This window comes from Devosia chinhatensis, from assembly GCF_000969445.1.
Taxonomy (GTDB): domain Bacteria; phylum Pseudomonadota; class Alphaproteobacteria; order Rhizobiales; family Devosiaceae; genus Devosia; species Devosia chinhatensis.
Window position 1 is genome coordinate 1 of sequence record NZ_JZEY01000037.1, and the last position, 522, is coordinate 522.

A 522-nucleotide genomic window follows, 5' to 3' on the forward strand; every position below is an offset into this window, starting at 1 on the left:
CCGTTCCCAAATCTGCCCATGGCGCGCCCACGTCCGTGCCGGCCTACACGACCCCGCCCCACGTCTCGACCGACTTCCACCATGATCCACCGCCCCCCACCATGGCGCTCGACCAGACCAAGGTGATGGACGGCAATTCCGTCCCGGTCCTGTCCTGGTACGACAATGAATGGGGCTTTTCCAACCGCATGGCGGACACCGCCGTGGCCCTGGCCAAGACGCTCTAGACGCGATCAATGTCTTTTGGAAAAGGGCGTCCCGCGGGACGCCCTTTTCCAAAAGACATTGATCGCGTCTAGAGCGTCTTGGCCAGGGCCACGGCGGTGTCCGCCATGCGGTTGGAAAAGCCACATTCATTGTCGTACCAGGACAGGACCGGGACGGAATTGCCGTCCATCACCTTGGTCTGGTCGAGCGCCATGGTGGGGGGCGGTGGATCATGGTGGAAGTCGGTCGAGACGTGGGGCGGGGTCGTGTAGGCCGGCACGGACGTGGGCGCGCCATGGGCAGATTTGGGAACGG

General features: G+C 63.8%; 2 pseudogenes. One reads left to right on the forward strand and one right to left on the reverse strand.

Annotation, left to right across the window (positions count from 1 at the left end):
* Positions 1–227 (forward strand): annotated as a pseudogene (locus VE26_RS17300) (erythrose-4-phosphate dehydrogenase); the annotation flags it as partial.
* A 68-nt stretch (positions 228–295) separates the two neighbouring features.
* Here the strand turns inward: VE26_RS17300 and VE26_RS00160 are convergent.
* Positions 296–522: pseudogene (locus tag VE26_RS00160) on the reverse strand (erythrose-4-phosphate dehydrogenase); the annotation flags it as partial.